The sequence below is a fragment of the Bradyrhizobium sp. USDA 4516 genome (assembly GCF_054055915.1).
Genome location: NZ_JBSRXT010000001.1, coordinates 1,161,312 through 1,184,345 on the forward strand (window position 1 = coordinate 1,161,312; position 23,034 = coordinate 1,184,345).

Below are 23,034 nucleotides of genomic sequence, written 5' to 3' on the forward strand. Positions count from 1 at the left end.
GCGCCGATCGGCTCGTCAGGGCGTGTCCGACCGATGCAGGGTGTCGACCGTGATGGTGCCGCGGGCGCGCGACACGCAGGCGCAGATCTTGCGGCTCTCCCGCTTCTGATGGTCACTGAAGAAGACGTCGCGATGGTCGATCTCGCCGTCGACATCGACCACGTCGAGCGCGCAGACCCCGCATTCACCGCGCCGGCAGTCGCTCATCACCTCATGACCGGCTTCGTTGAGCACGTCCAGCATCGACCGGTCGCGCGGGATGACGAACTCGGTCCCCAGCTCAGTCCCTGGGCCCCTGAGCCGTACGCGGAACGGCTCGGTCGGCAGCAGCCCGCTCGATCCAAAGGTCTCGTAGCGCAAGTCGGAGAGCGGGCGGCCGGATTCCTCCCAGGCGCGCCGCGCCGCGTCCAGCATCCGCATCGGGCCGCAGAACAGTGTCATCGTGTCCTGCGGCAGCGCCGAAAAGACGCGCTCGAGGTCGAGCCGCCTGCCTTCGTCGCCGGCGTGGACGGTGAGGCGGTCGCCGAGCGCACGCTCAAGCGGTTCAAGATAGACCGCATCGCCGCGCGTGCGCACGGCATAGTGCAGCGTCACGCCGGCGTCGCGGCGGGCGAGCGCCTGTGCCGCACCGACGATCGGCGTGATGCCGATGCCGCCCGCGATCAGGCAGAACTGCCGCCGCGTCCAGTCGAGCTGCACCAGCGAGGTCGGCAGCGTGATGTTGAGCCGCACGCCCGGCGCGAGCGACCACATGTAGCGCGAGCCGCCGCGGGAATCCGCTGCGCGCCGAACTGCGATCCGGTAGCCCTGCGGATCGACTTCGCCGACCAGCGAATAGGAGCGGGTCTGCGGCTGGCCTTCGATGGTGACGCCGACATCGATATGGCTGCCGACCGGATAGGGCGCACCCGTAAAGTTATCCGGCCGCAGCAGGAATTCACGGATGCCGGGCGTGAGGTCGCGCACGGCGAGCAGCGTGGCGGGTGTCCAGGTCTCGATGAATCGCATGGCGTTCTCCGCTCAGCCGGCTGCCGAATTGATCAGCGCCAGCGCCGGCAGCAGATCGAGATGGCTGCGGTTGCGCAGCGCCAGCCGCAGATTGCGTGCCGCAAGCCTTGCGTGCTCGCGCATGATCGCCTCGGCGCGCGCGCCCTCGCGGTTCTCGATGGCGTCGACCACAATGCGATGGTGATCCTGCGCGATCAGCAGGATGTGGCGCGCCTCAGGCAACGCCGATTGCGCCATCACGAAGCCGCTCGGCGAGGCGAATGGCAGCGCCGAGGCGCGGTCGATCTGCCGGATCAGCGGCGGGCTGCGCGACAGCTCGGTGAGCAACGCGTGGAAGCGCGCGTTGAGCGCGACATAGGACGAAAAGGCTTCGACCGAAATCGGATCCTGCCGCACCAGGCCGTCGATCTCGTTGAGGCATTCCTTCAGCGGCTCGAGATCGCGCGACGAGACGCCGCGCTCGGCGGCGAAGCGCGCGGCCAGTCCCTCCAGCGTGCCGCGCAGCTCGATCGAATCGAGAATGTCGCGCTCGGAAAATGCCTTGACCATGAAGCCGCCGGAAGGGATCGCCTCCAGCAGGCCTTCCTCTTCCAGCCGCACCAGCGCCATCCGCACCGGCGTACGCGACACCCCGGTGAACTCGACCGCCTGCAGCTCCGAGATCCGCTCGCCGGGCCGCAGGCCGCCGGAGAGAACGAGGTCGCGCAGCGCAAGCTGCGCCCGCACGGTCTGCGACACTGAACGATCGGTCTCGCGTTCCGCCATGGGCTCGCCCCTCGCCTACTCGGCAGCCTGCAGCTGCTGCGCCGGATTTTCCTTCGCCACCATGCGGTCGATGACGCGCCGCGCCCACATTGCGCCGGCGTCGATGTTGAGATTGTAGAACACCCGGTCCGGATTCTCGTCCATCGCGCGCTGCTGCGCTTCCAGGATGATCTCATCCTCATGGAAGATGCCGGCGACACCGTCGCGGATTTCGCTAGTCAGCCGCTGCTCGGTGATGCGGTGATTGCGGACGAAGGCCCAGAAATAATGGCAGGTCTTCTCGGTCTCGGGCGTGATCGTGTTCAGCACATAGCCGTTGACGCCCTGCGAACGATCGCCCTCCGGCGCGCCCGAACCGGCCGGCGCGACGCCGACGTCGATGTTGACGGTGCACGGCGCTTCGAAGCGGATGATCTGCCAGCGATCGACCGGGCCCGGCTTCTGCAGCTGCCTGGCCCAGAACGGCGGCGCCTCGATGCCCTTCATCCAGCGCGTCACGGTGACCGTCTTCTCGCCATGGGTGACGTCGAACGGTGCCTCGGCGACCGCATCATTGCCGATGCTCGAGCCGTGCACGAAGGTCTCGTGCGTCAGGTCCATCAGATTGTCGACAACGAGGCGATAGTCGCATTTGACGTGAATGGTCTTGCCGTCGCCGGCCCAGGCCGGATCGTGGTTCCAGTGCATGTCTGGCACCAGCGCCGGGTCGGCAAGCGCGGGATCCCCCATCCAGAGCCAGATGAAGCGGTGGCGCTCGACGACGGGATAGGCGCGGACGCAGGCCGACGGATTGATCGTCTCCTGCGAGGGCATGAAGGTGCAGCGGCCCTGCGCATTGTATTTCAAGCCGTGATAGCCGCAGACCACGGCATCGCCATCGAGCCGGCCCTTGGAGAGCGGCACGAGGCGGTGCCAGCAGGCATCCTCCAGCGCCACCACCTCGCCGTCGCCCTTCCGGTACATCACGACATGCTTTCCGCAGATCGTCCGCGGCAACAGCGCGCGCTTGATCTCGGCATCCCAGCCGGCCGCGTACCATGCGTTCATTGGAAAGGGTTTTGGCACTGGTCCGCCTCTCAGCGTTTATGAATACGCTATGTATACATCATATTCGCAAAATAGGCAAATATGAGGTATCAGGGTATTTATGTCCGATTTTCAGTATACATAATTGCACCGTGTCGGGAAGACAATCAAGCCGGCGCCGCCTCCAGGGAGAGCTGGCGACAACGTGGTGCAATTTTCCGAGACGATGGAAGAAGCAGCCAGGCCGCGCTGGAGGCGGTCAGCGGATCGAAGGTTGGACTCTGCAAGAGCCTGCGCAATTTGCCGGAGGCGCCGGCGCGCGGCCTACGAGTTCGACGCCGCGCGGGTCGAGGCCGACTGAACATCCTTGATGTTGATGACGACGGCGATGCGCTTGATCGTGCCGCTGCGGTAGGCCTGCAGGAACTTGTCGTAGTGCTTGACCGAGATGCAGCCGTTGGAGTCGCCATTCGGTCCGAGCATGTAGCTGTGGACCAAGAGGCCAACGCGCCCGAACGTGTCGCTGCCATCGACCGGGGTCATGCGCAGCGCGGGCACGCCGTGGAACAGCTTCTCGCGCGGCTTCATCTCATAGATGCCGGGCGGCGTCGCGCCGGCGTTGCGGGCATTCACATGCGCCGGGTCGTCGAGCAGATTGCCGAGGCCTGAATGCGCCTCGAACTTGGTGCCGTCGGGCATGTACACGATGCGGCCGGTGATGTCGTAGACCGCCGTGGTGCTGTCATAGCCGAGCTTGCCGAGATCGGGGCTCGGACCGGACAACAATCCGTCATTCGGATCGAGCGAGGCCAGCTGCATCTTGCCCGGCATCATGTCGGCAATCTTCTGCAGGAACGTCCGGTTGTCGCCCTGCTGCACCGGCGCCTGTGGCGGTGGCGGCTGATCGTTACGCGCAAGCAGATTGGCCTCGGCCGGCCGCGACCGCGGCATCGGCACGGTGGACGTCGTCGCTGTGGTCGTGGCGGCGACGGACGCCGTCGCCGACTGGCTGGTCGGCAGTTCGGTCTGCGTGTCGCGCAGCTGGCCGGACAGCGCGTCCTCGATCTGGCCGAACTCGGAATTGAAATCGCCGCGGCTCGAACGGAACCCGCGGCGCAGTGGATAATAGAGTGAGGCCGAATTGATCGTGGAGCGAGAGCCGAAGCGATCGTCGAAGTTCAGCGAGGCGGTGGTGTTGGCGAGCGCCGGACCGTGAAGCCATGCGGTGGGATCGATGCCGACCATCCAGGCGGCAAGGCCAGACGACAGGGCAAGCGCGCTCACGGCAAACGCCGTGCTGCCCACCAGAGACATGCCGCGGCTCGACTTGCGCCGGGCAGGTTTCGTCGTTCGTTGACCCATCAATCCCCAAGTTCGGTGCTCTGGGGCCTGTTACCCGGCCCACCGGGATTCACCGATCACTCATCATATCAGGGAATTAGAGTAAGGCATAATCGAGACAAAGCGCACAACGAGAGGTTTTTTAAACGTTTTTCGGATGGAAAGTGCCAGAGAATCAGCCTTGGGCGGGCTGAATTGACCGAAAATGTCCCGATTCGGGACGATTTCGGCGGCTCAGGCGATCTTTTCTTCCCAGAGAGTGAGCACCGGGACCGGCTTCCCGATGGCGTAACCCTGGGCGTAATCGACCCCGATCTGGCGCAGCTCGTCCAGGATCGCGAGGTTCTCGACAAATTCCGCGACCACCTGCTTCTGCATGATCTTCGCGGTCTTGGTGATCATCTCGACCATCGCCCGATCGACCTTGCTGTTCAGGATCTCCTTCACGAACGAACCTTCGATCTTGATGATGTCGACCGGCAGGTGCTTCAGATAGGCGATCGAGGACATGCCGGTGCCGAAATCGTCGAGCGAGAAGCTGCAGCCGATCTCGCGCAGCCGCGCGATGAACTTCTGCGCCTCGTCGAGGTTCGAGATTGCGCTGGTTTCGGTGATCTCGAAACACACCGATGCCGGCGAAACGTCAAGCTGCGCGAACAGCCCGGCGACGAAGTCGACGAAGTCGCTGTCGCCGATGGTGGCGCCGGACAGGTTGATGGCGTAGCTCGCAATCTTGCGCGGCTGTTGCTTGCGCTCGGCGATGATCTCGAAGGCGCGGCGAACCACCCAGCGGTCGATCAGCGGCATCAGCCCGTAGCGTTCGGCGGCGGGCAGGAAACTGCCGGGCGGCACCAGCGCGCCGCTCTCGTCGCGCAGGCGCAGCAAGAGCTCGCGCCGGTCGTTGCCCTTCAGCACGCCGTTCACCGGGCGGATCTCCTGCTCGTAGAGGCAGAAGCGCCCCTCATCCAGTCCCTTGCGAATGCGATTGACCCAGCTCATCTCGGCAACGCGCACGGCCATGCCGGTGTCGGACGGGCGGTGCTCCTGGACGCGATTGCGTCCCTTGTCCTTGGCAAGGAAACAGGCAACGTCGGCAAGCCGCAACGCGTCCTGCACGCCGGCGCTGTCGGCCAGCCCGACCAGGCCGATGCTCGCGCTGATCCGGAAGCTCGATCCCTCATAAATGAAGTTCGACTGCTCGATCACCGCCCTGACCCGCTCCGCAACGTCGGCAGCGACGTCGTGCGTCGCGGAGCCGTCGTCACGCAGGAGAATGCCGAACTCGTCGCCGCCAAGACGCGCGACGAGGCCGCTGCTGCCGACTTCGGTCGCCAGCAGCCTCGCCACCTGCTTCAGCAACCGGTCGCCCGCCATGTGGCCGCAGGTGTCGTTGACGATCTTGAACTGATCAAGATCAATCAGCATCAGGTCGGCGCCGACGGCCGGCGAGCCCGACATCGCTTTGTGCAGTTCGAACTCGAACTGCCGGCGGTTGGCAAGGCCGGTGAGCGCGTCATGCGAGGCAGCCCGCGCCAATTCCTCGACCAGCCGCCGCTCGGCGGTCATGTCGTGAATGATCATGACGCGACCGGCCGGTTCTCCGGCATGCACGATCGGGGTCTCGACCACCGAGACCGGCACGCTGGAGTGGTCCGGCCGCACCAGGAGCTGCGGCCGGCTTTCGTCGTCGGCGTCGAACGATCCGCGCACCGGCTGTTCGGCAATGTTGAACAGCGACGACAGCGGCCGTCCCGTCACCTCCTGCCCTGCCGCGATGAGCCGCTGCGCGGCGGCGTTCATGTAGTCGACCCGATCGTCCTGCGTCGTCACGATGACGGCATCGCCGATCGACGCCAGCGTGAGCTGGGCGCGCTCCTTCTCGACCGCGAGCGCGGCCTCGGCAAGCCAGCGCCGCCACAGCATCCGCCGCGTATGGACCAGCACGATGCCGGCAAGGCAGGCCGCGATCACGAGGTTGACCAGCAGCAGCAGCGCGGAGACCTGACGCGACGCCTTGCCCAGATGATCGGAGAAATCGACGGCGAGCGTGCTCAGCGCCGCATCAACCGTACCGATCCGTTCGGCCCAATGCCTGATGGTCGCAGCCGACGGATCGTACAGCGCGACGTCGCTCGCCGCCTCGTTCCGGATTTCAATCAGCTGATCGAGCAGCGCATCCGAATTGCGCCATGCCGTCACCGCGCCGGCCACGTGGTGCATCGTGCGGAAATATTTGAACAGCCAGATCAGGCCGCCGATGTCGTCATCATGATTGCCTGCCCTGGCGAAGCCGGCCCTCGCCACGGCGTCATTGTTGCCCGGCGCTTCCAGCGCGCGGCGCGCCGTGCGATCGGCCAGCGGCACCGCGATCGCGGCATCGAACTTCTGCAGATAAAGCGGCGCACCGGTGCTGACATAGGTCTGCAGGTAGTGGATGGCGTCCTTCTGCCCCTTCGACCACATGCTTTCGCCGGCCACATAGGCCCTGACCGCGGACATCACCTGCAGGCTGCCCGCCGACAGGCCGCCCAGCAGCAACACGATGGCCAGCAGCGGTCCCACCACCCGCCACAACGACCAGCTTCGAAACGAAAAGAACATGCCCAATGCGCCCCGACCCTGAAATTTATCGGGAAGCCTAGGAATGGTGATTTAACCTCACGTTGCAAAACGCGATGAGTTTGAAACGACTTGGCAGCAGCACAATTGCGTCAAACTTTACGCACCCCGGCGACCGGCGATGACGCTCACGGGTGCAATGTCGGCGACGTGTTCGGCGCCGGCGCCTGCTCCATCTCGGCCTCTTCGGGCAGCTTGTCGGCATGGACGGCGAGCGGCGTGCCGATCCAGAGCGGATCGTCGCGGTGGTCGCGGCGCGGATTGGTGGTGTTGGGATGGACCAGGATGCTCAGGCTGCCGTGGTTCAGCATCAGCCACGGCACCAGGGTCGGAAACAGCTCGGCCGCAAACGCCACCTGATACATCGCCTGATCGTGCGGGCCGACCTTGACGTCGTGCCAGCGTCCGAGCATGACCAGGAAGCGCTCGCCGATCCAGTTGCGCAGCCGCTCCGCCTCGTCCCGGCTGGTCGCGGGGTCGTAATAGACATGAGCGTGATAGCTCGCGATCTCGCCGATCGTCCGTGGCGCGTCCGTCATCTCAGCTCTCCTTCTGGCCGGTCACTTGCGCCGCAGCACACTGAACTGGAACGACTGCGTCGCGCCCCAGGGCGTGACGTGCCGGTGCGCCTCATGCGCGATCAACTCGAATGCCGGACCAATGGTCCTGCTGAGCGTCGCGGGGTCATAGCGCTGCACCGGCAGGCCGCTGCACTTCTCCGGGCCATCCAGTGCGAAGGTGCCGATCACGGCGTGCCCGCCTGCTTTGACGCCGCGATGCAGCCGGTCGAGATAAGCTGCGCGGTCTGGTTCCTCGACCAGGAAGTGAAACGCCGCGCGATCGTGCCAGATGTCGAAGGTCTGCTGCGGCTGCAAGACCGTTGCGTCACCTACGATCCAGTGCACCGCGTCACCTGCTGCGCCGATCCGCTCCCGCGCGTTCGCCAGTGCCGCTTCAGAGAGATCGAGCAAGGTCACATCATGAAAGCCGCTCGCCAGCAGCGCATCGACAAGTCGCGAAGCTCCGCTGCCGACGTCGACGATCGAGGCGTCGCGGCCGGGCGCAACCGATTCGATCAGGTGCAGCGATGGCTGCGGATCGGCCTGCGACCAGCTCACCTGCTGCTCTCCCTTGGTCAGATAGACAGTCTGCCAATGCGATTGCCGATCAGAAGCGGTCATGGCGATAGGTCCCGAAAGCGGCAACAACCTGCGTTGCGCCATTAACCATCAGCTAGGCGCGGCGGTCTCTCGCGTCAACCGGCAGCGGCGGGCACGCACGGCGGCGTAGCAGCAAATGCCGCATTTGCTTCGCCGCATTTTCCAACTAACCTGATAGCCGGGTTGAGATCAGGGCGTCCGGGGATGGCCAATTTCGGCTGGACACGCGGCAACAAGCCTGCACAAGCGGAGGACGCCGCCAGCGACTTGCGCGGCCTTACCGATCCATTGGCGTTTGTCGCCGCGCTCGACAAGGTGGTCCCGCGCTATCTCGATCTCGCCGACAATGGCGTGCTGGTCTATCCGGCCTGCAAACGCAAGTCCGGCGATCTGCTCGGCGACATCAGTGCGATCTGGGAGCACACGCGGCTTGAAGCGATGCGCTATGTCCCGATGGTGCCGCGGCAGGACATCTCGCTGCTGGTCGATCCGGCCCGCCAGGCGGAGATGATCGATGCTTTCCTGCGCCAGCGCGCGCACGACAAGACCGTCGTCGATTTCACCGGCACCGCGATCGAAGACTACGGGATTGCGATCTACGCTGGCCTGAACTGGCTGAACCATTGCGGCGCGCTCGTGGGCGCCGATCCGCAAAAATTTTCCGGCACGTTGCGGAGCTTCCGCAGGGTCATGGTGGTCGCCCAACAGTGGTGGGCGATCGACGGCGCGGCCGAGCGTTGCCGGCAACTGCTGGAAGCGCGCGAACGGCCACCGCTGGTGTTCTTCCTGATGTGGGCCGAATGCACCAATTTGGCGCGGGAGATCGCGATCGCGGCGGCCGGTCCAAATGCAACCGAGCACACTATCTCGCGGATGCGCGCGGCCGAAGACCCGGAACAGCTGACCTAGGGAGCCGGCGGATCCCGGCCGTCAGGCGACAGGGTCCCCGTCGGCCGACGCTTGCTGCAATTCCTTGGATTTGCGCGAGATCAGGCGGGCCAGCTCGCTCTGCTTGTAGGTCTCGACGAACTTGATGGCGAAGCCGTTCGGCAGATGCCGGACCACCCGCCCGACGCAGGCGCCGATCGCAAGCGGCATGCCGACCGGCGGCTGCGCCTCGGAGGAGACCGCCGCGCCGGACAGCGACATGTCGATGATGAAGCAGCTCTGCATTGTGCCGTCCGCCAGCGTCAACATGGCATGCGGCGCGACGGGAACGAAACGCGGGTTGTTGCGCGCCTCGCGGATGCTCGGATCCTTTTGCTTCTTCTCGATCCAGGTCAGCTTGTCGGCGAACTTCTCACGCATGGCATGCGTCATCTCGAGCTCGAGCAGGAAGCTGCCGCTCATCGTGTCGGTGATGCAGCCCTCGAATTTGCCGAACTCCTCGAAATACGAAGTCAGCCGGTCGCCGACCTTGCCGACGACGGGCACGTCCACGATCATCCGGAACGGCGAGACGCGCGTCGTGCGGCAGGCGAAGGTGCGCAATTTGCCCTGGGCATCGTACCAGTTCGGCAACGTGTAGCTGCCATTGACGGTGATCTTGACCGCGCGTTGCTTGAGAAACTTTTCGACGGAAACGACTGAACCTCGCCCGAGGCGATGTGAGTGCACGGAGGTCGGGATTGACCGGCTTCACTGCCGGTCCGGTGGTGGGGAAGTCCGCTACCGACGCGATGGTAGCGGGCAGCTGCGGCACGCATCCCAGCGCGTGGCGGAATGGTCCTGGCGCGCAGGTGCGTACAGCCATACCGTCGAAAAACTAGGAAAAAGTTAAACCGGGACGGAGCGTCGGCGGCGCACTCCATGGCGCAACCGTTTCGCGGCGGTTTATTTTGCGAACCGTACAACTGCCGGGAGAGTTGTCGCCCGGCAATGCAATCGCGCCGTGCTCCAAACCGCCTGCCCCGGCTGTCGGCCGGGTGCTAGCCTTCGCTCGATCGGTCCGGACCCTCATAGGCTCAACATGTCAAACAAATCGCTTGCCGACGGCAAGATCCTGCAGGACGTCGTCGACGGTGTCGGCGTCATCACCTTCAACAATCCCGACAAGCGCAATGCGATGTCGCTGGAGATGTGGGAGGGGCTCGGCGAGGCGCTGACGGCGTTGCGCGACGATCCGGCTGTCCGCGTCGTGATCCTGGTCGGCGCCGGCGACAAGGCGTTCGTATCGGGCGCCGATATCAGCCAGTTCGAGAAGACAAGGCACAACGCCGAGGCCTCCGAGGAATATTCACGGCGCAGCGCCGCCCAGCGCACCCTGCTCGCCGACTATCCGAAGCCGACCATCGCCTGCATCCGCGGCTTCTGCCTCGGCGGCGGCATGCAGGTCGCGATGCTGACCGATATCCGTATCTCCGGCGCCAGCGGCCAGTTCGGCATTCCCGCGGCCAAGCTCGGCATCGCCTATGGCTATGACGGGCTGCGCCATCTGGTGTCGCTGGTCGGCCCGTCCTGGGCGCGGCTGATCATGTATACGGGCATGCGGATCGATTCCGCCGAGGCGCTGCGGATCGGCCTCGTCGATCGCGTGCTGCCGGACAACGAGCTCTGGGACGCGACCATGGAGATCGCGCGCACCATTTCGGGCAACGCGCCGCTGGCGATCAAAGCCGCCAAGATCACCATCGCGCAGGTGCTGAAGGATCCAGCCGACCGCGACATGGCGGCGATCAAGCAGGTCGGCATCGAATGCATGGACAGCGCGGATTTCCGCGAAGGCCGCAATGCTTTCATGGAGAAGCGCAAGCCGCAGTTCAAGGGCCGGTAGCGGCGTCCTCATCCTCACCGGTCATCGCCCGGTTCAACCGGGCGAACCAGTACGCCGCGGCCCATCGGCTCAAGCACGACCGCCTCTGGAATACTGAATCACCCGCATGCGCATGCGCGGGTGATGACGCCGGATGACGATCGCACGATTTCTGAATAACGGAATAATAGCCCCGATTTGCCCGACGCGTCAAGTCGCCTGGTCGAAGGCCGGCCGCCGGCCGGCTCCTTTGCATGGGGTTGTTTTCGATATTTTGGCAGTGTGCTCGCGATTGAACCTGCCCGCTACTTCTTCTCGCTGACCGGGACCGTGTAGTTCAGGATCAACCGCCCGCCATCGGGATAGATGGTCTGGCCGGTGATGTAGGAGGCATCGTCGCTGGCAAGGAATGCCACGACGGAGGCGACCTCGCTCGGCTCGCCGCAGCGGCCGGCCGGCGTCCGCGACAGCACGCTGCGCCGCGCATCCTCCGACGAGAAGATCGCCGTTGCCACCATCTCGGTCAGGATCGTGCCGGGTCCGACCGCCACGACGCGAATGCCGTGCGGCGCCAGCGCCACGGCGGCGACCGAGGTGAGCTGCTTCATCGCGCCCTTGGACATCGCATAGGTCGCGAGCGAGGGGATCGCGAGCAGCGCGTTGACCGAGGACATGTTGACGACGACGCCGCCACCGCCCTGCGCGATCATCTGGCGCGCCGCAGCCTGGACGCCGAAGAACGCGCCCTTGAGGTTGATGCCCATCACGTCGTCAAATTCGGCCTCGCTGATGTCGAGGAAGTCGCGGTTGCGCGCGACGCCGGCATTGTTGACCATGACGTCGAGCCGGCCGAACTCCTTCACGGCGGTCGCGACAATGCGATCGACATCGGCGCGCTTGCTGACGTCGGCCTCGACAGCCCGCAACTGATCGATATGTCCGAGTTCCTGGGCGGTGTGGACCAGCCCTGCAGCGTCGACATCCGAGATGACGACCCTGGCGCCGTCGGACAGGAAGCGCGCCGCGCAGGCCTTGCCGATGCCGCGTGCCGCCCCCGTGATGGCGACGACCTTGCCGGAATTCTTCATGGGAGTGCCTCCAGAACAAACTGTTCATGGAGCAATAGCGCATTGCGCGTCGGCAGGGAACGCGGCGGATTCTCCGGGCGAGACCTTACGACTTGATGCGCGCGAGAATCCGGTCGGCCTCGGTACGCCAGTCGGCGCTGCGGGCGAAGTCCGGCGTTCCCCTGGGTCCGAACACGCCCTCATCGGCAAGGTCGGCGATCCAGCCCTGCCGCTCGGCGGTGCCGGAGGCAGACCATGGCGTCAGCCCGGCCTCGCGCACGGTCTCCGCCACCTCGCGCACCTCCTCGGCGCGCCGCCGGCCGTGCTCGATCACCCGCTGAAAGAAATAGGCGCCCTGCTTCTCCCAGTCGATCGACGGAAAGGTCTCCTTGAGCGAGGCGAGCACCGCATCCTCGACGCCATAGGCGCGCGCGGTGGTGAAGCTCTCGATCACCATGGCCTCCAGCCCCTTGATCATGATGCTGCGACACATCTTGACTGCAGAGGAGACCCCAAGCTCGTCGCTTGCGACCTTCGCCGCAAAACCGAGCGCGACCAGCAGCGGCGCCAGCTCCCGCGCGCCTTGGCCGCCGAGCAGCAGCGGCACCCTGATCCGGTACGGCGGCAGCGAAGTCATCACCGCGCCTTCGACATAGCGGCCACCGGCGCCGTCGATGTGCGCCGCCGCGCGCTGCTTGGCGCCGGGCGAGGCCGAGTTGAAATCGAGAAACCAGACCCCGTTCCGGATTGCGGGTGCGCAGGCCGCGGCCACCGGCACCGCCTGGCTCGCCGTCACCGCCGAGATGATGAAATCGGCCCGCCCCGCGAGATCGGCATGGGATTGCGCGAGCTCGACGCCGATCTCCACCGCGTGTGCGCGCAGCGCCGCGCCCTGCCCGCGGTCAAGCTTGATGTCGTAGGCCGAAACCCTCACGCCCTGCCGGCGCAGATCCTCGGCAAGGATGCGGCCGACCTCGCCATAGCCGAGCATGCCGATTTGCCATTGCCGCGGATCGCCGGAGATTGTCATCAGTTCAAGTCCCGTGTTGTGTCGTCGAACAGCTCATCGACCGTGACGCGCCGGGGGATCAACGCCTGCTGGACGCAATAGTCGATCATCAATTCGAGCGGCTTGCGGTTCGCCGCAACGCCGAACGGCAGCAGGTCCGGCATGCTGGGCGGGCCGGCCGCTGCCTTGCCGCGCTTGAGCAGCTCGTACAGGCTCCGCACCACGTCCGGCCGCGACGCCGCAAGCCGCGATGTCACCACCACCAGATGATTGACCGGCACCACGCCGTGCCGCTGATACCACAGGGACGCCTCTCGGGCTGGATCGGCGAACAGCGGCTTGAGCTCCGGATCGCTGGAGGTCTCGCCCAGCACGGCGTCGACCTCGCCGTCCCCCAGCATCTGGACGATTGTCTTGCCTTTCGGCGCGCGCTCGGTGCTGTCGACATATTCCGCAACATGTGGATCCTCGAACGTGACCCAGTTGATCCTGTCGAGGTTCACGCCATGGTCATTGGCAAGGATGCCGCGCATCCATGCCCCGGTCGTGGTCGTGAACGAGCGGATGCCGACCCGCTTGCCTTCGAGATCGGCCGGCTCAAGCGTACCGAGGTCGGCGCGATAGAGCGCATGGCCGTGCTGGAAGCGGCCGACCATCGCCGCCGGCAGCAGCACCAACGGCTTGCCGTGCGCCCTTGCCATCAGATAGGTCACGATCGCCATCTCGCAGACGTCGAAGGCCTGCTCGCGCACCATCGGCTTGAACGCGGCGTTGGTCGGCGTGAATTCGGTGAAGTCGAGATCGAACAGGTCGGAGCGAAGCTCACCGTTCTTCACCGCCCGGATGTGCGGATGATTGCCGAGCACGGCGCGCAGCCGAAGTTTCTCCATCGCGACAAGCTCCGGACGTTCAGGTCACCACTCGGCCCGGATTCGCGCCCGGGATCTTGCGGGGCGCCCCTTCGTCGAGCGGCGCGGCCTGCAACGCGGCAACGGTGGCGCGCACCAGTTCCTCGATGGCGTGGCCGGCATCGGAGCCGTCGGCGCTGCCGCGCGACAGGCGCGAGACGCGCTCCGGCGTCACCAGCGTGTAGTAGAGCGCGCCGAGCAGGAAGTGGCTGCGCCAGACCAGATCGGTACGCGGAATATGCGGCAGGCTTTCATGAATCGTGTCGATGAAGGCGTGACTGGTGTCGTCGAAGGTCTGCGCGATGATCTTGCGCACGACCTCATTGCCCTCGGCCGACATGATCGCGCGCAATCGCGTGAACCGCGTTCCGCCGCCGGCAAGATCGCTGCCGGACGTAAAGGCCGGCAACACATAGGCGCGCACGATCGCCTCCAGCCGGTCCTGCAGATCGCGCACCCGCCGCGCCGCCGCCAAAAGCTCGGAGCGCCGGCGGTTCATCGGGCCGCAATGGCGCCGATAGATTTCCAGCAGCAGGCCGTCCTTGGTCCTGAAATGATAGGTCACGCTGCCCGGATTGGCGCCGGCGGCCTGCGCGATGTCGCGTACCGAGACGGCGTTGAAGCCGTAGGTCGAGAACAATTCCTCCGCCGCGGCGAGGATCGCCTCGCGCATGTTCGGCTTGCGGGCGCTGGCGGCCTTCACGTCAGACCTGGCAGGTTTGCGGACCATATTTGTACTATCGTCCAAATAATCCGGTCGCGTCAACAACGCCGCGCGGCACCCATCCGTCAGGATAGTTTGACGTCAGGCTCGGCCTGACCGCGCGCGGCGGCCTCGAGCAGGAACGTCCTGCCATGCTCGGGATCGGCCGCACGCTGCGCCTCATCCATGTCCTGCCAGGCCGAGGTGACCAGCACGCGCGAGAAGTCGCGGCCGACGAATGCCGGGCAACTCGATTGCCTCGCTGGTACGCGCAGCGAACGCAGATGCCGACCGGCGGGATCGTAAACGTCGACGCGACCGCCACCCCAGCGCGCGTTCCAGATCAGGCCGTCGGCATCGACGATCGCGCCGTCGAGGCCGCCGCTGCCTTGATGCCTGATCAATTCGATGGGTTCACCAGTCGGCAGTCCTGTTGATGGATCGAGCGGCACGCGATGCAGCACGTTGGTTGCGGTATCGGCGAAATAGCCGATGTCGCCCGCGGGCGAAAAGCAGATCGCATTCGGGATGGTGATCCCGGGATAGAGTCGCACGATGCGGCCCCGGTGCAGCGCATAGATCGCGCCGGCACCCTGCTCGGCATGGCGCCCCATGGTGCCGAGCCAGAACGTGCCCGACGGATGCACACGCGCGTCGTTGGAGCGCGTCAGCGGATTGTCGGCCTCCAGCGCAGCGAACAGCTCCAGGCGGCCGTCTGCAACGTGCCGTACATAAAGTCCATCTTCGGCAAGGATCAGCTGCCGCTCGCCGTCGATCCGCGCCAATGCACTCGCCATTTTCGGCAATCCGTGGATGACGGTGCGGCCACCTGCAAATCGATGCTCGAACAGGCGGCGCTCGCGGATATCGAACCACCAGGCGGTGTCGGTCGCCGCATCATAGGTCGGGCCTTCGCCGAGATGGCAACGCTCCGCCGACAGCACCGATGTCGGCACCTCTTCCATCAGCGGCTCGGCGGCACGGTCGGTCATGGCGTCACTCACGCGGTTGAGAAGCGGTAGACGATGCTGCGCCGATAGAGCTGTCCTGGATCGAGCCGCGCCGAGGGGAAGTCGGGCCGGTTCGGCGTATCCGGCCAGGCATGCGGCTCGAGACAGAGCGCGTCGGATTGCCGGTACAGACGATCGCCCTTGCCGGCGGTCGAGCCGTCGAGGAAATTGCCGGAATAGAACTGCAGTCCCGGCTGATCGGTGAACAGCTCCATCACGCGGCCGCTGTGCGGCGCCTCGAGGCGCGCAGCAAGGCAAAGGCCCGCCCCCTTGGCCAGACAGAAATTGTGGTCATAGCCGCGCCCGAGCCGCAGCTGCTCGTCATTCATCCTGATCCGCGCGCCGATGGCTGTAGGCTTGCGGAAGTCGAACGGCGTGCCGTCGACCGGCCGCGGCGGTTCGTGGAGCGGGATCGCCGTGGCATCCACCGCGAGGAAATGGTCGGAGACGATCGTCAGCCGGTGATCGAGGATCTGCATGCCCGAGCGCGCGCCCTCGAGATTGAAGAAACTATGATTGGTGAGATTGAGGCATGTCGGCCGGTCGGTCGTCGCCTCGTAGGTGACCGAGAGCTCCATCGGACTGCGCACGCGATAGGTCACGCGCGCCGCGAGATTGCCCGGATAGCCCTCCTCGCCATGCGGGCTCTCGCGCTCCAACACCAGCGTCGGCGCCGGATCATCCGATAGTTCGACGATCCGCCACAGCTTGCGATCAAAGCCCTGCACCCCGCCGTGCAGCGCGTTGGGACCGTTGTTGGCGTCGAGCTGCACGGTCTCGCCATCGAGCACGAAACGCGCGCCGGCGATCCGGTTGGCATAGCGCCCGATCGTCGCGCCGAAGAATTTGCGCTGTGCGAGATAGCCGTCGAGCCTATCGTGGCCAAGCACGATGTCGTCGCAATGCCCGTCACGATCCGGCGCAAGCAGCGCCTGCAGCGTGGCGCCGAACGGAAGGATGGCGGCCTCAAAACCGTGTTCGCCGCGCAAGATCACGCGCTCGACCACGGTGCCGTCGTGCAATTTGCCGAAGGGAGCGCGACCGATGCTGGCTGATGTCATTGTCAGTCCTCGAACGCCTCGACGAGGCGCCGTCGTCCGAACATGAAGCTATCGGCGACAAGCTGCAAGGGCGCGAGGTCGACATCGGATTTTCCTTCCGAGGTCAGCGCGACGAAACGGCGGTACAGCGCGGGATATTCCTCATCTGGCGCATCGACCACCAGCCTGCCGCCATCGCGCAGCTGCCTTCCACCTTTCGACAGCGTCACAGGCCCAGCCTCGGTTTCGCACAGGATGTCCCAGCTCGGCGATCCGGTCTGGCGGAAATCGAATTCGGCGTGGATTGGCAAGCCGCTCGCGTCGGAGAGTTCGATCTCTGCCGCAATCGGCGCCTCCCGATTGGACGGAAAGTCCAACGCCGCACTCCTGACAAAGACCGCACGCGGCAGGATCTCGGTCAGGATCGACAGCGCGTTGATGCCGGGATCGAACACGCCGAAGCCACCCGCCTCGAAGATCCAGGCCTGACCCGGATGCCAGACGCGCACGTCTTCCTTCCAGATGATGGTGACCTTGTTGATGGTGCGTCTCGCGAGCAATTGCCGCGCAGGACCGACCGCGGCCGCATAGCGTGAATGCCATGTGGCAAACAATGTCCGACCCGCCTCCTGCGCGGCCGCGATCAGCGGCTTGAGTTCGCTTAACGTCGTGCCCGGCGGCTTCTCCAGCAGCACGTGCTTGCCCGAGGCGAGCGCGGCGGCGGCCTGCACGTGGCGCATCTGCGGTGGCGTACACAGCGCGACCGCGTCGATCTCCGGCCCGTCGCGCAACAACTCCTGCAAATCACGGAAATGCGGCAGGCCGGGCGGGGTCTTGACGGGATCGGCCACCGCAACGAGAGCCACGCCTGACGTCTTCGCGATCGCAGGCACGTGCTGCCGGCACGCGATCTCGCCATAGCCGACGATGGCGATGCGAAGCAGGTCACTCATGGCCGTCCTCGCGTTGCTGTCCACCTGGCCGGCTGAAGTCGCCAGGCAGAATCATAAGCCAGCGCCGAATACCAACGGCATGATGTGATTTTGGTTGCGGACACGCAAGTCCACGACGTTCTGTTGCGCGCCTCGCGGCCGGGGTATCGGCTTTGACCAATCAAGGCCGATGCTCCGGATTCCGGCCTTGACGGGCCTTCTTCGCGCGGACCGGTCGCCACCTCGCCCGAAGCCGCGCTAGCGCGCGGCCTCAAACCCGCCGAGCACTGCCGTCAGATTGGCGCCGAGGATGTCGGAGAGATAGCCGCCCTCCTGCACCAGCACCGTCGGCAGTCCGAATCGGGCCAGTCCCTCGCCGATACGACGGAAGCCGTCGGTGGTGACGGCGAGACCGGCGAGCGGGTCCTTCTCGGAGGCGTCGAGACCGAGCGCGACCACGAGCGCGGTCGGGGCGAAGGAGCGGATCGCCTTCTCCGCCACCGCGAGCGCCTTCATGTAGTCGTCGTCACCGGTGCCCTTGGCGAGGGGAATGTTGAGATTGGTGCCGAGGCCACCTGCGGCGCCGCGCTCATGCGCATAGCCCCAGACGAAGGGGTAGAAGAACGACGGATCGGCGTGGATCGAGACGGTGAAGACATCCGGCCGCTCGTAGAAGATGCCCTGCGTGCCGTTGCCGTGATGCACGTCGACGTCGAGGATCGCGACGCGCTCATGCTTCTGGCGCAGATGCTCGGCCGCGATCGCGCTGTTGTTGAGGAAGCAGAAGCCGCCGGCGAGGTCGCGATAGGCGTGGTGACCGGGCGGGCGGCAAAGCGCGTAGACGGCGTCCTCGCCGTCGAGCACCATCTGCGCGGCGGTGACCGCCACGTCGCTCGCGGCGCAGGCGCCGGCCCAGGTGCCGGGACCGATCGGGGCTGCGGTGTCCATCGTGTGCCAGCCGAGCTTGCCGACGATATGAGCAGGGTACGTGCCGGCATTGCGCACCGGGTGGATGTTCGCGATCATCTCCGGTCCGGCATTGCCGAGCGCCGACCATTCGTCCCAGGCGTCCGCGAGAAAGCTCAGATATTCCGGACTGTGCACGCGCGCCCGTGGCCCCTGCCCGAACCTGGTCGGCTCGATCAGCGTGTGCTTGCCGGCCTTCAGGCCCGCCAGCAGGCGGTCGGCGCGTTCGGGCTGTTCGGTGGTACGCTGGACCACACCGCGGACAAGGAAGAACTGCGGATCATGGCTGCGGTGCAGATCATTGTAGACGGCCTTCACGGGGACACTCCTGTTCGATCGGCTGAGCTGGACAGAGCGAGGGCAATGTGCCGCACACAAGCTCTGGCTTGCGCGTTGTACACTATCAGCGTCGGCGACGATCTGAAACCGAGCGCGATTTCATGCTATGCCCGCATGCAGCGCAATGATTGAAAGAAGCAGGACGCGAAGTCCGGCCATGGCCAGCGGCAAGACGGAGACAGAGGAAGCGGCAACGGGGCGGCGCGGGCGGCCGCGCTCCGCCGCGACCACGGCCGCGATCCTGGAAGGCGCCTATCAGCTGATGGCGACGACCGGCCTCGCCGCGACCACCATCGACGCGATCGCCAAACATTCCAACGTCTCGAAGATGACGATCTACAAATGGTGGCCGTCGCGCGAAGCGTTGTTGATCGATGCCTTCCTCGACCAGGCCTCGCGGGCCGTGCCGCTGCCTGAGGCGGGCAATCCGGTGGCCCGTGTCCGCCGCCATGTCGTAACCTATGTCGAGGCGTTGCAGGGCGAGTTCGGCCGCGTGCAGCTCGCCGTGATCTCGGAATGCATCTCGAAGACCGGCACAGCGGAGCTGTTCTACGAGCGTTACCTCGGCCTGCGCCGCGGCAGGATGCTGGAGATCATCGCCGCCGGCCAGAAGGACGGCAGCATCGGCGCACCGGGCGTACCCGGCGATATTTATGACGCAATCTACGGCAGCCTGTTCTACCGCTACGTCTTCGGCATCAAGCCGCTGACGCCGGCCTACGCCCGCAATCTCGTCAATCTGGTGCTGCGGCCGCGCACGGACGCTTGACTATCAAGCAGAGCGTTGGCGCTGACGGCGGAACCAGACCCAGGTCTCGCGCGTGACGGCCCGGTAACTGCTGCCGCGATACACGATGTGGCCATCGACGATAGCGTTCAGCTTCGGCAGCGCATGGAACGGCACCGTGGGATAGGCGTGGTGCTCGACATGGTAAGGCATGTTCCAGGCGAACCATTTCATGATCCTGCTGGTCATCGTTGTGCGCGTGTTCTCGAACGCGCTCCGCGTCCGCTCGCAGCCGGTGTGCTCGGCATAGAGATAGGGGCGCAGGATGAGCTGACCGGCCAGGAGCGGCACGATCCACACCCACAGCAGGATCGCACTGTGCAGCGCGAACGAGGCCGCGAGCAACAGCAGATAGCCCGCGAGATAGAGCCGCGCCTCCAGCACGATCGAGGCGCGCTTGTGCTCCGGAATCCACGGCACGACCACCTTTCCGGTGAGTGCATGCCAAAACATCAGGCGGATGCGAACCAACACCTGCAGCAGTCCCGAATAGGCGATCGCGAGCTGGGTGTCCGACGCGGGCTTGGGGCCGACGATCAGCTCCGGGTCTTTCTCCGGATCCTGCGTGTAGCGATGATGGTCCCAGTGGAACAGGCAGTAATACTGGTAGGGCAGTCCGATCATGAAGGCGGACAGATTGCCTACGACAAGATTGAGCGCTGGACTGCGGAACGCCGTCTTGTGCGCGGTCTCATGCACCACCATGAACAGGAATGCGACGAAGTAGCCCTGCACGACAATCAGCGGCAGCGCCCATGGCAGACCGTAGCGCGATGAGACCAGGGAGATCAGCGCGCCGACGATGACGATCATCCCGTAATGGCTTGCCGCGCGCACCGCGCCGGCAAGGTTCGACTTGGTCGACAAATCGCGCAAGGTCAGCGGGCTGAGCGGCTTCAGGCGGGGTCCGGCGTCACTGGTCTCTGCGGTGCTCATAGTCGTCTCACCTGTCAGCGTTGCAGCAGCGCCGAGATTTCGGCGTTGATGAAGGCGCGGTCTTCGGCGTTGTTGGCGGGATTGCCGGCCCGGTGCCCGTGGATCGACGGAATCGCATGCAGCGCGGCCGAGCGCGCGTTGACCAGGCGGCCGAGTTCAGCCTCGTTGTCGCGCGGGTCGAAATAGCGATCGGTACGCCCCGGCATCAGCAGGACATGCGCCTTGATCGCGGCCAGCGCCCGGTCGAAGTCGCCGCCGAATTGATCGCAACGGCTGATATCGCCGGCCTGCCAGATCGCGATCTGCGCCATCAGATCATTCGCATCGCGCCGCGCGAAGGCACCGTCCCAGGATCCCGCGAGGTAGTCTTCCAGCGAGTTGAAGCCGGCCGCGCGCCAGACTTCCTCGCGATAGAACTCATGCGACATCGCCCAGCCGGCGTAGACGCGCCCCATCGCACGAAGGCCCGCCGCGGGCTTGCTGACGAAGCGGCCGTCCCGGTAGGCCGGGTCGGCGGTCAGCGCGGCCTTCACACCTTCGAGGAACAAATGATTATACGGCGAGCACCGCGCGCTGCCGCAGACCACGGCCGCGCGCTCGACCATGTCGGGATACCGCGCGGCCCAGTGATAGGCCTGCATGCCGCCCATCGACCAACCATAGACCAGCGCGAGCCTGGTCACGCCGAACCGCTCGACCAGCAGCCGCCGCTGGATCGCGACCGCGTCATGATAGGTGAAGGCAGGAAACGGCGCGCCGCCGAGCACCTCGACCGAATTCGACGGCGAGGAAGACAGGCCATTGCCGAACAGATTCGCGATGACGATGAAGTAGCGCTCGGGATCGAGCGCGCCGCCCGGCTGTACCAGCCATTCGATGTCGGTGTGCTGTGCGGCGAACGACGTCGGATAGAGGATGACGTTGTCCCGCGCCGCATTCAGCGTGCCATAGGTCTTGTAGGCGAGCCTCAGTTGCGGAAACACGGCACCGCCCTGCAGCGTCACATCGCCTGCCTCGAACACCTCATAGTCGCGCGGCGTGGTCATCAGCATTCGACCTCGAGCAGCCGGGCGCAACGCTGCGCCCTTAATAACTGTACTATTGGTACACTAAATGCGAAACCCTGGCAATAGCGGCGAAGGTGGAATGACACCGGGCCGATCCATTCAAAATCGGTATGGATCAATACCCGTTTCGGCTTGGACCCATTGTCGTCATCTCTCTAGGACAGACCCTGAGGAAATTTTCGAGGAGGCGCTAATGAGCGCAATTGTGTCCGCCGCAGACACGCGGCGATCCCGCGTCCGGCTCTTGATCGTGACGATGTTGTTTCTCGTCACCACCGTGAACTATGCCGATCGCGCCACGCTCTCGATCGCCGGCCCCGCCCTTTCCAAGGAACTGCATCTCGATCCCGTCGCGATGGGCTACGTGTTCTCGGCGTTCGGCTGGTCCTATGTGGTCGCCCAGGTGCCGTGCGGCTGGCTGCTCGACCGCTTCGGCTCCAAATGGGTCTATGCGCTCAGCATCATCGTCTGGTCGATCTTCACCGCGATGCAGGGCCTGGTCGGATTCCTGTCCGCGGGCGCGGCCGTGGTCCTGTTGTTCGCCCTGCGCTTCCTGGTCGGCATCGCCGAGGCGCCGTCATTCCCGGCCAATGCCCGCATCGTCGCCTCCTGGTTCCCCGGCAATGAACGCGGTACCGCCTCGGCCTTCTTCAATTCGGGGCAGTATTTCGCCACCGTGATCTTCGCGCCGCTGATGGGCTGGATCGCCCATGAGTATGGCTGGCGCCATGTGTTCTACGTGATGGGTGCGCTCGGCATCGTCATGGGCATTGCCTGGATCAAGACCATCTACGAGCCGAAGGAGCACCCCGCGATCAACGAGGCCGAGTTCGACTACATCAAGCAGGGCGGCGCGCTGGTCGACATGGACGCGGCGAAGGCCGGCAAGACCCAGGACAGCGGCCCCAGCTGGGACCACATCCGCCAATTGCTCGCCAACCGCATGATGCTCGGCGTCTATATTGGCCAATACTGCATCAACACCCTGACCTATTTCTTCCTGACCTGGTTCCCGGTCTATCTGGTGAAGGAGCGCGGGCTCTCGATCCTGCAGGCCGGCTTCGTCGCGACCTTGCCGGCGCTGTGCGGCTTCATCGGCGGCGTGCTCGGCGGCGTGATCTCGGACTATATCCTGTGCCGCACCGGCTCGCTGACCATAGCGCGCAAGATCCCGATCGTCGGCGGCATGCTGCTGTCGATGTCGATCATCGCCTGCAACTATGTCGACGGCCAGGCACTGGTGGTCGGCTTCATGGCGCTCGCCTTCTTCGGCAAGGGCATCGGCGCGCTCGGCTGGGCGGTCGTCTCCGACACCTCGCCGAAGGAAGCCGGCGGCGTCTCCGGCGGCTTGTTCAACACCTTCGGTAACCTGTCCTCGATCACGACGCCGATCGTCATCGGCTACATTCTGGCCGCCACCGGCTCGTTCAACGGCGCGCTGGTGTTCGTCGGTGCCAACGCGCTGGTCGCGGCGATCGCCTATCTGTTCATCGTCGGCGAGATCAAGCGGGTGCAGCTGAAGGCTGCGTGAACGCGCTTCACCTCTCCCCGCCCTTCTGCGGGGAGAGGGAGCAGAAAACCAAACAGCGGCTTCGGCCG

General features: G+C 65.3%; 22 protein-coding genes. 4 read left to right on the forward strand and 18 right to left on the reverse strand.

From position 1 onward, the window contains the following. Positions 1–15: 15 nt before the first annotated feature. From ACVI1L_RS05485 to ACVI1L_RS05515, 7 genes are all read right to left on the reverse strand, one after another. Positions 16–1,008 carry a PDR/VanB family oxidoreductase gene (locus tag ACVI1L_RS05485; protein WP_456782456.1) on the reverse strand — a complete coding sequence of 331 codons (993 nt, stop codon included), beginning with the start codon at positions 1,006–1,008 and terminating at the stop codon, positions 16–18. Positions 1,009–1,020: 12 nt separating this feature from the next. Then, on the reverse strand, positions 1,021–1,773 hold the full coding sequence (locus ACVI1L_RS05490; protein ID WP_253589268.1) for a GntR family transcriptional regulator: 753 nt from the start codon (positions 1,771–1,773) through the stop codon (positions 1,021–1,023). Between the two features lie 15 nt (positions 1,774–1,788). Next, positions 1,789–2,838 carry an aromatic ring-hydroxylating dioxygenase subunit alpha gene (locus tag ACVI1L_RS05495; protein WP_456782457.1) on the reverse strand — a complete coding sequence of 350 codons (1,050 nt, stop codon included), beginning with the start codon at positions 2,836–2,838 and terminating at the stop codon, positions 1,789–1,791. Positions 2,839–3,123: 285 nt separating this feature from the next. After that, positions 3,124–4,113 (reverse strand): DUF2778 domain-containing protein, encoded by a 990-nt coding sequence (locus ACVI1L_RS05500; RefSeq protein WP_057016925.1) that lies wholly within the window; start codon positions 4,111–4,113, stop codon positions 3,124–3,126. Between the two features lie 261 nt (positions 4,114–4,374). Next, positions 4,375–6,741 carry a putative bifunctional diguanylate cyclase/phosphodiesterase gene (locus ACVI1L_RS05505; RefSeq protein ID WP_456782458.1) on the reverse strand — a complete coding sequence of 789 codons (2,367 nt, stop codon included), beginning with the start codon at positions 6,739–6,741 and terminating at the stop codon, positions 4,375–4,377. A 146-nt stretch (positions 6,742–6,887) separates the two neighbouring features. After that, a complete protein-coding gene (locus ACVI1L_RS05510; RefSeq protein ID WP_456782459.1) occupies positions 6,888–7,298 on the reverse strand; it encodes a DOPA 4,5-dioxygenase family protein in 411 nt (136 codons plus the stop codon). Between the two features lie 21 nt (positions 7,299–7,319). After that, entirely contained in the window at positions 7,320–7,940 is a 621-nt protein-coding gene (locus ACVI1L_RS05515) for a class I SAM-dependent methyltransferase (RefSeq protein WP_456782460.1), read from the reverse strand. Positions 7,941–8,123: 183 nt separating this feature from the next. Here ACVI1L_RS05515 and ACVI1L_RS05520 point away from each other — a divergent pair, with 183 nt between their 5' ends. Further along, the gene (locus tag ACVI1L_RS05520) at positions 8,124–8,828 is read left to right on the forward strand and encodes a hypothetical protein (protein WP_076826073.1); all 705 of its coding nucleotides are present in this window, start codon (positions 8,124–8,126) and stop codon (positions 8,826–8,828) included. Positions 8,829–8,849: 21 nt separating this feature from the next. Here the strand turns inward: ACVI1L_RS05520 and ACVI1L_RS05525 are convergent, their stop codons facing one another. Then, entirely contained in the window at positions 8,850–9,536 is a 687-nt protein-coding gene (locus ACVI1L_RS05525; protein ID WP_456782461.1) for a PilZ domain-containing protein, read from the reverse strand. 352 nt (positions 9,537–9,888) lie between these two features. Here ACVI1L_RS05525 and ACVI1L_RS05530 point away from each other — a divergent pair, with 352 nt between their 5' ends. Then, positions 9,889–10,692, forward strand: a complete 804-nt coding sequence (locus ACVI1L_RS05530) for an enoyl-CoA hydratase (RefSeq protein ID WP_229189569.1) — start codon at positions 9,889–9,891, stop codon at positions 10,690–10,692. 284 nt (positions 10,693–10,976) lie between these two features. Here ACVI1L_RS05530 and ACVI1L_RS05535 read toward each other — a convergent pair whose 3' ends face one another. The 8 genes from ACVI1L_RS05535 to ACVI1L_RS05570 form a co-directional block, all read right to left on the reverse strand. Further along, positions 10,977–11,759, reverse strand: a complete 783-nt coding sequence (locus tag ACVI1L_RS05535; RefSeq protein ID WP_028333266.1) for an SDR family NAD(P)-dependent oxidoreductase — start codon at positions 11,757–11,759, stop codon at positions 10,977–10,979. Between the two features lie 85 nt (positions 11,760–11,844). Further along, positions 11,845–12,762, reverse strand: a complete 918-nt coding sequence (locus ACVI1L_RS05540) for a DUF1932 domain-containing protein (protein WP_456785511.1) — start codon at positions 12,760–12,762, stop codon at positions 11,845–11,847. A gap of 5 nt (positions 12,763–12,767) precedes the next feature. Further along, positions 12,768–13,637 carry an ABC transporter substrate-binding protein gene (locus ACVI1L_RS05545; RefSeq protein WP_456782462.1) on the reverse strand — a complete coding sequence of 290 codons (870 nt, stop codon included), beginning with the start codon at positions 13,635–13,637 and terminating at the stop codon, positions 12,768–12,770. Between the two features lie 19 nt (positions 13,638–13,656). Continuing rightward, complete coding sequence (locus tag ACVI1L_RS05550; protein WP_456782463.1) at positions 13,657–14,385, reverse strand: TetR/AcrR family transcriptional regulator; 729 nt, start codon at positions 14,383–14,385, stop codon at positions 13,657–13,659. A gap of 59 nt (positions 14,386–14,444) precedes the next feature. Continuing rightward, positions 14,445–15,323 carry an SMP-30/gluconolactonase/LRE family protein gene (locus ACVI1L_RS05555; protein ID WP_456785512.1) on the reverse strand — a complete coding sequence of 293 codons (879 nt, stop codon included), beginning with the start codon at positions 15,321–15,323 and terminating at the stop codon, positions 14,445–14,447. Between the two features lie 35 nt (positions 15,324–15,358). Then, on the reverse strand, positions 15,359–16,429 hold the full coding sequence (locus tag ACVI1L_RS05560) for an aldose epimerase family protein (RefSeq protein WP_456782464.1): 1,071 nt from the start codon (positions 16,427–16,429) through the stop codon (positions 15,359–15,361). Between the two features lie 2 nt (positions 16,430–16,431). Beyond that, complete coding sequence (locus ACVI1L_RS05565; RefSeq protein ID WP_456782465.1) at positions 16,432–17,361, reverse strand: Gfo/Idh/MocA family protein; 930 nt, start codon at positions 17,359–17,361, stop codon at positions 16,432–16,434. 237 nt (positions 17,362–17,598) lie between these two features. After that, a complete protein-coding gene (locus ACVI1L_RS05570) occupies positions 17,599–18,624 on the reverse strand; it encodes a histone deacetylase family protein (protein WP_456782466.1) in 1,026 nt (341 codons plus the stop codon). A 178-nt stretch (positions 18,625–18,802) separates the two neighbouring features. Between ACVI1L_RS05570 and ACVI1L_RS05575 the strand changes: the two genes are divergently transcribed. Further along, the gene (locus ACVI1L_RS05575) at positions 18,803–19,414 is read left to right on the forward strand and encodes a TetR/AcrR family transcriptional regulator (protein WP_253589256.1); all 612 of its coding nucleotides are present in this window, start codon (positions 18,803–18,805) and stop codon (positions 19,412–19,414) included. Between the two features lie 3 nt (positions 19,415–19,417). Here ACVI1L_RS05575 and ACVI1L_RS05580 read toward each other — a convergent pair whose 3' ends face one another. Further along, complete coding sequence (locus ACVI1L_RS05580; RefSeq protein WP_253589255.1) at positions 19,418–20,368, reverse strand: fatty acid desaturase; 951 nt, start codon at positions 20,366–20,368, stop codon at positions 19,418–19,420. A gap of 14 nt (positions 20,369–20,382) precedes the next feature. Continuing rightward, on the reverse strand, positions 20,383–21,414 hold the full coding sequence (locus tag ACVI1L_RS05585) for an alpha/beta fold hydrolase (RefSeq protein ID WP_456785513.1): 1,032 nt from the start codon (positions 21,412–21,414) through the stop codon (positions 20,383–20,385). Between the two features lie 214 nt (positions 21,415–21,628). Here ACVI1L_RS05585 and ACVI1L_RS05590 point away from each other — a divergent pair, with 214 nt between their 5' ends. Continuing rightward, positions 21,629–22,966 (forward strand): MFS transporter, encoded by a 1,338-nt coding sequence (locus ACVI1L_RS05590; protein WP_168857275.1) that lies wholly within the window; start codon positions 21,629–21,631, stop codon positions 22,964–22,966. Positions 22,967–23,034 lie beyond the last annotated feature (68 nt).

Coding starts and splice junctions, on each gene's coding strand:
- ACVI1L_RS05490 (WP_253589268.1), bottom strand. CDS start 1,773: ATGGCGGAACGCGAGACCGATCGTTCAGTGTCGCAGACCGTGCGGGCG.
- ACVI1L_RS05515 (WP_456782460.1), bottom strand. CDS start 7,940: ATGACCGCTTCTGATCGGCAATCGCATTGGCAGACTGTCTATCTGACC.
- ACVI1L_RS05485 (WP_456782456.1), bottom strand. CDS start 1,008: ATGCGATTCATCGAGACCTGGACACCCGCCACGCTGCTCGCCGTGCGC.
- ACVI1L_RS05510 (WP_456782459.1), bottom strand. CDS start 7,298: ATGACGGACGCGCCACGGACGATCGGCGAGATCGCGAGCTATCACGCT.
- ACVI1L_RS05520 (WP_076826073.1), top strand. CDS start 8,124: ATGGCCAATTTCGGCTGGACACGCGGCAACAAGCCTGCACAAGCGGAG.
- ACVI1L_RS05505 (WP_456782458.1), bottom strand. CDS start 6,741: ATGTTCTTTTCGTTTCGAAGCTGGTCGTTGTGGCGGGTGGTGGGACCG.
- ACVI1L_RS05565 (WP_456782465.1), bottom strand. CDS start 17,361: ATGAGTGACCTGCTTCGCATCGCCATCGTCGGCTATGGCGAGATCGCG.
- ACVI1L_RS05575 (WP_253589256.1), top strand. CDS start 18,803: ATGGCCAGCGGCAAGACGGAGACAGAGGAAGCGGCAACGGGGCGGCGC.
- ACVI1L_RS05530 (WP_229189569.1), top strand. CDS start 9,889: ATGTCAAACAAATCGCTTGCCGACGGCAAGATCCTGCAGGACGTCGTC.
- ACVI1L_RS05560 (WP_456782464.1), bottom strand. CDS start 16,429: ATGACATCAGCCAGCATCGGTCGCGCTCCCTTCGGCAAATTGCACGAC.
- ACVI1L_RS05555 (WP_456785512.1), bottom strand. CDS start 15,323: ATGGAAGAGGTGCCGACATCGGTGCTGTCGGCGGAGCGTTGCCATCTC.
- ACVI1L_RS05550 (WP_456782463.1), bottom strand. CDS start 14,385: ATGGTCCGCAAACCTGCCAGGTCTGACGTGAAGGCCGCCAGCGCCCGC.
- ACVI1L_RS05590 (WP_168857275.1), top strand. CDS start 21,629: ATGAGCGCAATTGTGTCCGCCGCAGACACGCGGCGATCCCGCGTCCGG.
- ACVI1L_RS05585 (WP_456785513.1), bottom strand. CDS start 21,414: ATGACCACGCCGCGCGACTATGAGGTGTTCGAGGCAGGCGATGTGACG.
- ACVI1L_RS05500 (WP_057016925.1), bottom strand. CDS start 4,113: ATGTCTCTGGTGGGCAGCACGGCGTTTGCCGTGAGCGCGCTTGCCCTG.
- ACVI1L_RS05545 (WP_456782462.1), bottom strand. CDS start 13,637: ATGGAGAAACTTCGGCTGCGCGCCGTGCTCGGCAATCATCCGCACATC.
- ACVI1L_RS05580 (WP_253589255.1), bottom strand. CDS start 20,368: ATGAGCACCGCAGAGACCAGTGACGCCGGACCCCGCCTGAAGCCGCTC.
- ACVI1L_RS05535 (WP_028333266.1), bottom strand. CDS start 11,759: ATGAAGAATTCCGGCAAGGTCGTCGCCATCACGGGGGCGGCACGCGGC.